A 451-nucleotide genomic window follows, 5' to 3' on the forward strand; every position below is an offset into this window, starting at 1 on the left:
GCCTCGTGTAGCCGAATGTTTAGCTCAGCCAATTGATCATCTGATAATACAGGACGTGTAATTTTGTTTTGGTCGATAATGTATTGTTGAATCGTTTCGAATTGTTCGGGTAATGTTGCAAAAGGTTATATATATATTGAAGGATATAGACTATTTTGTTTAAAATGAATCATATTTTAAGAAAAAATGAACAAAGTAAAAATATTAAATAGTCTTTTTTTATTACGTGTAATAAGTTTAATATGTATGATGTAAAAAGAGTTCGAATAGTGTATACTTATACTATTAAAATTAGAAATGAGATTATTATGAAAATAGTAGAAGTAAAATCTAAGAATGGTATCAATTTTATGATTTTAGATGGTAATAATGAACCTATAGTAGATGCAGTAAGATATTTGAAGTATCTGGATAGTGTTAATAAAAGTTTAAATACCAAGAAAACCTATGC

At 26.2% G+C, this 451-nt stretch carries 1 pseudogene; it reads right to left on the bottom strand.

Annotation, left to right across the window (positions count from 1 at the left end):
• Positions 1 to 104, bottom strand: a pseudogene (locus tag GPA21_RS21410) (YolD-like family protein); the annotation flags it as partial.
• Positions 105 to 451: the final 347 nt, after the last annotated feature.

The sequence above is a fragment of the Azoarcus taiwanensis genome (assembly GCF_012910885.1).
Classification (GTDB): domain Bacteria; phylum Pseudomonadota; class Gammaproteobacteria; order Burkholderiales; family Rhodocyclaceae; genus Azoarcus_F; species Azoarcus_F taiwanensis.